At 69.5% G+C, this 6,885-nt stretch carries 9 protein-coding genes; 7 read left to right on the top strand and 2 right to left on the bottom strand.

Going from position 1 to position 6,885, the window contains the following annotated elements; translation table 11 throughout:
- Nucleotides 1-164 precede the first annotated feature (164 nt).
- Nucleotides 165-1,511, bottom strand: a complete 1,347-nt coding sequence (locus EHS43_RS33080; protein ID WP_125194347.1) for a nicotinate phosphoribosyltransferase — start codon at nucleotides 1,509-1,511, stop codon at nucleotides 165-167.
- A gap of 58 nt (nucleotides 1,512-1,569) precedes the next feature.
- On the opposite strand from EHS43_RS33080, the gene clpS reads away from it, so the two are divergent.
- From clpS to EHS43_RS33050, 7 genes are all read left to right on the top strand, one after another.
- Nucleotides 1,570-1,887, top strand: a complete 318-nt coding sequence (gene clpS / locus EHS43_RS33075) for an ATP-dependent Clp protease adapter ClpS (RefSeq protein ID WP_037710635.1) — start codon at nucleotides 1,570-1,572, stop codon at nucleotides 1,885-1,887.
- 40 nt (nucleotides 1,888-1,927) lie between these two features.
- Nucleotides 1,928-2,530, top strand: coding sequence for a DUF2017 domain-containing protein (locus tag EHS43_RS33070; protein WP_125194346.1), 603 nt, complete (start codon nucleotides 1,928-1,930; stop codon nucleotides 2,528-2,530).
- Between the two features lie 485 nt (nucleotides 2,531-3,015).
- Complete coding sequence (locus tag EHS43_RS33065) at nucleotides 3,016-4,461, top strand: amino acid permease (RefSeq protein WP_125194345.1); 1,446 nt, start codon at nucleotides 3,016-3,018, stop codon at nucleotides 4,459-4,461.
- Nucleotides 4,462-4,530: 69 nt separating this feature from the next.
- Nucleotides 4,531-4,953, top strand: coding sequence for a Mov34/MPN/PAD-1 family protein (locus tag EHS43_RS33060; protein ID WP_125194344.1), 423 nt, complete (start codon nucleotides 4,531-4,533; stop codon nucleotides 4,951-4,953).
- Nucleotides 4,954-5,050: 97 nt separating this feature from the next.
- Entirely contained in the window at nucleotides 5,051-5,146 is a 96-nt protein-coding gene (locus EHS43_RS48855; protein WP_312023458.1) for a putative leader peptide, read from the top strand.
- A gap of 88 nt (nucleotides 5,147-5,234) precedes the next feature.
- Entirely contained in the window at nucleotides 5,235-5,513 is a 279-nt protein-coding gene (locus EHS43_RS33055; protein WP_007382355.1) for a MoaD/ThiS family protein, read from the top strand.
- 6 nt (nucleotides 5,514-5,519) lie between these two features.
- Complete coding sequence (locus tag EHS43_RS33050; RefSeq protein ID WP_125194343.1) at nucleotides 5,520-6,470, top strand: PLP-dependent cysteine synthase family protein; 951 nt, start codon at nucleotides 5,520-5,522, stop codon at nucleotides 6,468-6,470.
- A gap of 237 nt (nucleotides 6,471-6,707) precedes the next feature.
- On the opposite strand, the gene EHS43_RS33040 is transcribed toward EHS43_RS33050, so the two are convergent.
- Nucleotides 6,708-6,885 (bottom strand): integrase core domain-containing protein (locus EHS43_RS33040; RefSeq protein ID WP_148104145.1); only part of this gene is annotated, 178 nt, incomplete at its 5' end.

Below are 6,885 nucleotides of genomic sequence, written 5' to 3'. Positions count from 1 at the left end.
GGGCATGGGTGGGCGCGTTCGGTGGACAGCCGCGGGGCCGGCCCGGCGGATCACGCCGGCGTGGTGCGGGCCCCCACGCCGACCTGCGGCGTTGTCGTCGGTTGCCGGGGCCGCCGCGCCCGGACGGCCTCGTGCGGGAGTCGGCCCGATCGGCCGGACAGACCCTAGCTACCCGTGCGCCCGTTGACATACTCCGTCGGAATGACCGGCTCCCCGCGCGAGAGCTGGGTCGCCGACAGCGGCAGGTTGGCCCGGGCGGCGGCATGCCGGTCCCGTACGACGTCCAGCGGCTCGCGGGCCACGACCTCGCCGCCCTTGACCAGCTCCACCAGCAGCTGCCGGTCCGTGAGCCCCGCCGGCACCGGCCCGGTGCCCACCACCTCGGCCTCCGCGATCCCCTCCGCGTCCAGTCGCCGGGCCGCCCACTTGCGGCCGCCGACCGAGCTCTTGCCCCCGGACGACTTCTTCGCGACCGGGATCAGCGGCGCCCTCGGATCGTCGGACTCGGCGCGCGCGACCAGCTTGTAGACCATCGAGGCGGTCGGATGCCCGGACCCGGTCACCAGCTGGGTGCCGACGCCGTACGCGTCCACCGGGGCCGCCGCCAGCGAGGCGATGGCGTACTCGTCGAGGTCGGAGGTGACGATGATCCGCGTCCCCTTCGCGCCCAGCTCGTCCAGCTGCTGCCGCACCCGGTGCGCGACCAGGAGCAGGTCCCCGGAGTCGATGCGCACGGCCCCCAGCTCGGGCCCGGCGACCTCGACGGCCGTACGGACGGCCTCGGTGACGTCGTAGGTGTCCACCAGCAGGGTCGTGCCCCGGCCCAGCGACTCCACCTGGGCCTGGAAGGCGTCCCGCTCCTGGTCGTGCAGGAGGGTGAAGGCGTGGGCGGAGGTGCCCACGGTCGGGATGCCGTAGCGGAAACCGGCCGCGAGGTCGGAGGTGGTGGCGAAACCGCCGAGGTAGGCGGCGCGGGCGGCGGCCACCGCGGACAGCTCGTGGGTGCGGCGGGCCCCCATCTCGATCAGCGGCCGGTCGCCCGCGGCCGAGGACATCCGGGAGGCGGCCGCGGCGATCGCGGAGTCGTGGTTGAGGATCGACAGGATCACGGTCTCCAGCAGCACGCACTCGGCGAAGGACCCCTCCACCCGCATGATCGGCGAGCCCGGGAAGTACACCTCGCCCTCCGGGTAGCCCCAGATGTCCCCGCCGAAGCGGTAGGAGGCGAGCCAGTCCAGGGTCTCCTCGTCGACGATGTCCCGCTCCCGCAGGAAGCCGAGCACGTCCGCGTCGAAGCGGAAGTTCTCCACCGCGTCCAGCACCCGGCCGGTGCCCGCGACGACGCCGTAGCGCCGCCCGTCCGGCAGCCGCCGGGTGAAGACCTCGAACACGCTGCGCCGTTCGGCGGTACCCGCCTTCAGCGCGGCCTGCAGCATCGTCAGCTCGTACTGGTCCGTGAAGAGTGCCGTCGAGGGAACGTCCACCGGCAGCCCAAGGTCCGCTGTGTTCATAACAACGGATGCTACCCCACTTCGCGTCAGTGTGACGATTTCGGGGGTGCGTGGCAGCATGGGCCGTGTGACGTCACCCGCTCCCGTAGAGATCGAACGCACCGAGTCGGCGGAAGAGGTCTTCGCCGTCCCCGAGCCGGACGTCCCCTGGGTCACGATCGTCCACAACGACCCGGTCAACCTCATGAGCTACGTGACCTACGTCTTCCAGTCGTACTTCGGCTACTCGAAGGACAAGGCCACCAAGCTGATGCTCGACGTCCACCACAAGGGCCGGGCGGTCGTCTCCAGCGGAAGCCGCGAGGAGATGGAACGCGACGTGCAGGCCATGCACGGCTACGGCCTGTGGGCCACCCTCCAGCAGGACCGGAAATGACCCGCCCCCGCCCGCAGGACCGGAAGTAGCGACAACCCTGATGCCAGGAACCTTCGAACCGCTCCCCGGCGGCGGCGCGGCCGTCGCCCTCGACGACGTCGAGATCTCCATCATCCGGTCGCTGGCCGTCCAGCTCCTGGAACTCATCGGCCCGGGACCCGCCGAGGACGCCCCCGACGACCCGCTCGCCGAGCTCTTCGCGGACGGCCCGAGCGAGCCGCCCTCCGACCCGGTGCTCAAGCGGCTCTTCCCGGACGCCTACAGCGACCCCGAGGGCACTCCGGAGGCGAAGGAGGCCGAGGAGCAGCGGGCGTACTCCTCGGAGTTCCGCCGCTACACCGAGAACGACCTCAGGGCCGGCAAGCGCGAGAACGCCCTCGCGGTGATCCGCTCCCTGGACGCGCTGCGCTCCGCCGGCGGCGACGGAGCGGTCCTGAAGCTGTCGACCGACGAGTCCCGGCAGTGGCTCGGCGCCCTCAACGACCTGCGGCTCGCGATCGGCTCCCGCCTCGACATCACCGAGGAGGAGGACACCGACCTCCTCTACCGCCTCCCGGACGAGGACCCGCGCAAGCCGATGGTGATGGCGTACCTGTGGCTGGGCGGCCTCCAGGAGACCCTCGTGAACACCCTTATGCCGTGAGATGTGACGGTTCCATGTTCGCTCAGAGGACGCTCAAATCCGGATAACGATCACGTCACCGTGATGGCCGTCTATGCCCGCCAAGGGTGTTCTTTGTCCGCTTCTCCCTGTGGGGCGCGCCACATCCGGCTCAGGTGATCAGTGTTGCGGTCGTGATAAATCTTCACGACCGCCCGGCGAACACCACCCGAATGTTCGGCCGGGTGCGCCACCGAGCCGGCAACCGCCGGCCAGGCTCAGCGGACCCGGGAAAGCCCGAGCACGCCCCCCGCGTCGTTCGGCACGCACTCTCGCCGCACCGGCCAAAGTCCCACGTGGCTCCGCCACGAAGGACTTCGTCCGGCACACCGAGAGCACGCACCGAACGACGCGGGAGCGCACCCGGACTTCCCCGCGCCCGCTCACTCCATCAATCCGGGGGGATCGAGAACCGATCCGCGGCCGACGAAGGCCCGGTTCGGCATGGAGAAAGGCGCACCACACACATGACCTCCGCTCAGGTCGACACAGGCACGGGCTCAGGCTCCAAGAAGACCTCCGAAGAGGGGTACGAGCGCGGACTCGGCAGCCGCCAGGTCCAGATGATCGCGATCGGCGGCGCCATCGGCGTCGGCCTCTTCCTCAACGCCGGGGCGAACATCGCCAAGGCCGGTCCGAGCCTCATCCTGATGTACGCCGTCGCCGGCGTGATCATCTTCTTCATCATGCGGGCACTGGGCGAGCTGCTGCTCTACCGCCCGGTCTCCGGCTCCTTCGCGGAGTACTCCCGAGAGTTCCTCGGCCCGTTCTTCGGCTACTTCACCGGCTGGACGTACTGGCTGCTGTGGGTCGTCACCGGCATGGCGGAACTCACCGCCGCCGCGATCTACGTCAACTACTGGTTCCCGGCCGTCCCCCAGTGGACGACGGCCCTGGTCTTCCTGGTCGTCCTGTTCGTGGCCAACCTGATCTCGGTGAAGCTGTTCGGCGAGATCGAGTTCTGGTTCTCGATGATCAAGGTCACCGCCCTGATCGGCATGATCGTGATCGGCCTCGGCGTCCTGACCTTCGGCTTCAGCGCGGCCGGCGACACCGCCGCGGTCTCCAACCTCTGGGCCTTCGACGGCTTCTTCCCCAAGGGCGTCGGCTCCTCCCTGATGACCCTGCAGGGCGTCATGTTCGCCTACCTCGCCGTCGAGCTGGTCGGCGTCACCGCCGGTGAGTCCGAGAACCCCGAGAAGACCCTCCCCAAGGCGATCAACACCCTGCCCTGGCGCATCGGCCTCTTCTACGTCGGCGCCCTCACCGTCATCCTGTGCGTGGTCAAGTGGACCGAGTTCGCGGCGGGCGTCAGCCCCTTCGTGAAGGCGTTCGCCGTGATCGGCATCCCGGCCGGCGCCGGCATCGTCAACTTCGTCGTCCTGACCGCGGCCCTGTCCTCCTGCAACTCCGGCATGTACTCCACGGGCCGCATGCTGCGCACCCTGGCCGACAGCGGAGAGGCCCCGCAGGCCTTCAACAAGCTCTCCGTCACGCGCACCCCGGCCCTGGCCATCACGGTCTCCGTGCTCTTCATGGGCATCGGCGTGGTGCTGAACTACGTGGTGCCGGAGAAGGCGTTCGGATACGTCGTCTCGGTCGCGACCGCCGCGGGCATCTGGACCTGGCTGATGATCCTGATCAGCCACGTGCGCTACCGCCGCGAGGTGGTGGCAGGGCGTCTGCCCGCCTCCTCCTTCCCGGCACCGGGCGGCTCGGCCGGCAGCTGGATCGCCATCGTGTTCCTGCTCTTCGTGACTTGCCTGATCGCGTACGACGCCGACTCCCGCGTCTGTCTGTACGTGATGGCCGGCTGGGCCGCCGCGCTGGGCGTCGGCTGGGCCGTCCTGAAGACCCGCAACCCGCGGATCGCGGACCGGCGCGAGCCGGAGTTCGAGAAGGTCGGCGGCTAGCAAGTCCGGCATGTGGGCCGTCCCGTACCGAACCCCGGTACGGGACGGCCCTCTGCTTATCCTTTCGGCATGCTGACCATCACCCAGGCCCTCGTCGACCAGATCGTCGCGCACGCGCGCAAGGACCACCCCGACGAGGCGTGCGGAGTCGTCGCGGGACCGGCCGGGTCGGACCGCCCCGAGCGCTTCGTCCCCATGCTCAACGCCGCCATGTCGCCGACGTTCTACGAGTTCGACTCCGGCGACCTGCTCAAGCTCTACCGCGAGATGGACGACCGCGACGAGGAACCGGTGGTCATCTACCACTCCCACACCGCGACCGAGGCCTACCCGTCCCGGACCGACATCTCCTACGCCAACGAGCCGGGCGCCCACTACGTCCTCGTCTCCACCGCCGACACCGACGGCCTCGGCGACTTCCAGTTCCGCTCGTACCGGATCGTGGAGGGCGAGGTCACGGAGGAGGAGGTGTCGGTCGTGACGGCCTACTGATCCCGCGACCTGCACCGATCTCACCATTCGGCCAGAATTCATCCAGCATGCGAGATCACACTCCGGGACCCCGGCCGGGAATCGATACGATGAGCCCATGGTTCTGTATGACGTGAGCGAGAAAGCGCCGAGCATCCTGCTCGTGGCGCGGCTGCACGTCGACCTGTGCAGGCTGAACAGCGCCATCTGTTGACGTTCCCTGCCGCCGTACGGCCGTGAGCCGCGGCGCGCGTCGTCGTGCGCCCACCGACCAGAACACTTCCCGACAGGAGCCCGCAACCATGGCCATCGAGGTCCGCATCCCGACCATCCTCCGCACCTACACCGACGGCCAGAAGGCGGTGGAGGGCAACGGGAACACCCTCGCCGAGCTCTTCGCCGACCTGGAGACCCGGCATGCGGGCGTCCAGGCCCGCATCGTGGACGGCGGTGAACTGCGCCGCTTCGTCAACGTCTACCTCAACGACGAGGACGTCCGCTTCCTCGACGGCATCAACACCAAGCTCACCGACGGCGACAACGTCACGATCCTGCCGGCCGTGGCCGGCGGCATGGCCTGATCCTCGATGCGTTACGACTCCCCGCTGGCCGCGGTGGGCAACACCCCTCTGGTGCGCCTGCCGCGGCTCTCGCCGTCCGCCGACGTCCGCATCTGGGCCAAGCTGGAGGACCGCAACCCGACCGGCTCGGTCAAGGACCGCCCCGCGCTGCACATGATCGAGCAGGCGGAGAAGGACGGCCGTCTGACCCCGGGCTGCACGATCCTCGAACCCACCTCCGGCAACACCGGCATCTCCCTCGCGATGGCGGCGAAGCTCAAGGGCTACCGGATCGTCTGCGTGATGCCCGAGAACACCTCGCAGGAGCGCCGGGACCTGCTGGCGATGTGGGGCGCCGAGATCATCTCCTCGCCCGCCGCGGGCGGCTCCAACACCGCCGTACGGGTCGCCAAGGAGCTGTCCGCCGAGCACCCCGACTGGGTGATGCTCTACCAGTACGGCAACCCGGACAACGCCGGCGCCCACTACGCGAGCACCGGCCCGGAGATCCTCAGCGACCTCCCCTCGATCACCCACTTCGTCGCCGGCCTCGGCACCACCGGCACCCTGATGGGCGTCGGCCGCTACCTGCGCGAGCACAAGCCCGACGTGCGGATCGTCGCCGCCGAACCGCGCTACGACGACCTGGTCTACGGCCTGCGCAACCTCGACGAGGGCTTCGTACCGGAGCTGTACGACGCCTCCGTGCTCACCACCCGCTTCTCGGTCGGCTCCGCCGAGGCGGTCACCCGCACCCGTGAGCTCCTCCAGCAGGAGGGCATCTTCGCGGGCGTCTCCACGGGCGCCGCCCTGCACGCGGCGATCGGCGTCGGCAACAAGGCGCTCAAGGCGGGGGAGTCCGCCGACATCGTGTTCGTGGTGGCCGACGGCGGCTGGAAGTACCTGTCGACCGGCGTCTACACGGCGGCGACCACGGAGGAAGCGATCGAGACCCTGCAGGGCCAGCTCTGGGCGTGAGCTGCCAGTAGGGCCCCAGGGCGTGTTGCGAAAGTCCCGCCTGCCTCGCGACGCCATGCACGCGCCCCCATCCTCGAACCTGCTGCGCAGGGCTCGGACGGGGGGACCCCCTTCGCCGCACCGGGCGAAAGCCCAAGTACATCCAGTACGAGGGCTTCCGCCCGGCACGCCGAGAGCACGCACCTGACGCCGCGAGGCCCGCCCTTCGGGCGAACGACGGGACTTTCGCAACACGCCCTAGGTGTATTGCCCCGTGAGGTTGGGGACGCGGCTGGCGGGTGGTTGGCCCTTGAGCGCGGTGTGTCCGCGGTGGTGATTGTAGGTGTGCAGCCAGTCGGGGAACGCTGCGCGTCGTTCCTGCTCTGACCGATAGGGCTTTGCGTAGGCCCATTCGTCGAGCAGGGTGCGGTTGAAG

The organism is Streptomyces sp. RP5T, assembly GCF_003933965.1.
Lineage (GTDB): Bacteria > Actinomycetota > Actinomycetes > Streptomycetales > Streptomycetaceae > Streptomyces.
The sequence above is the reverse complement of the archived record's forward strand: the minus strand, read 5'-3'. Positions and strand labels throughout refer to the sequence as shown.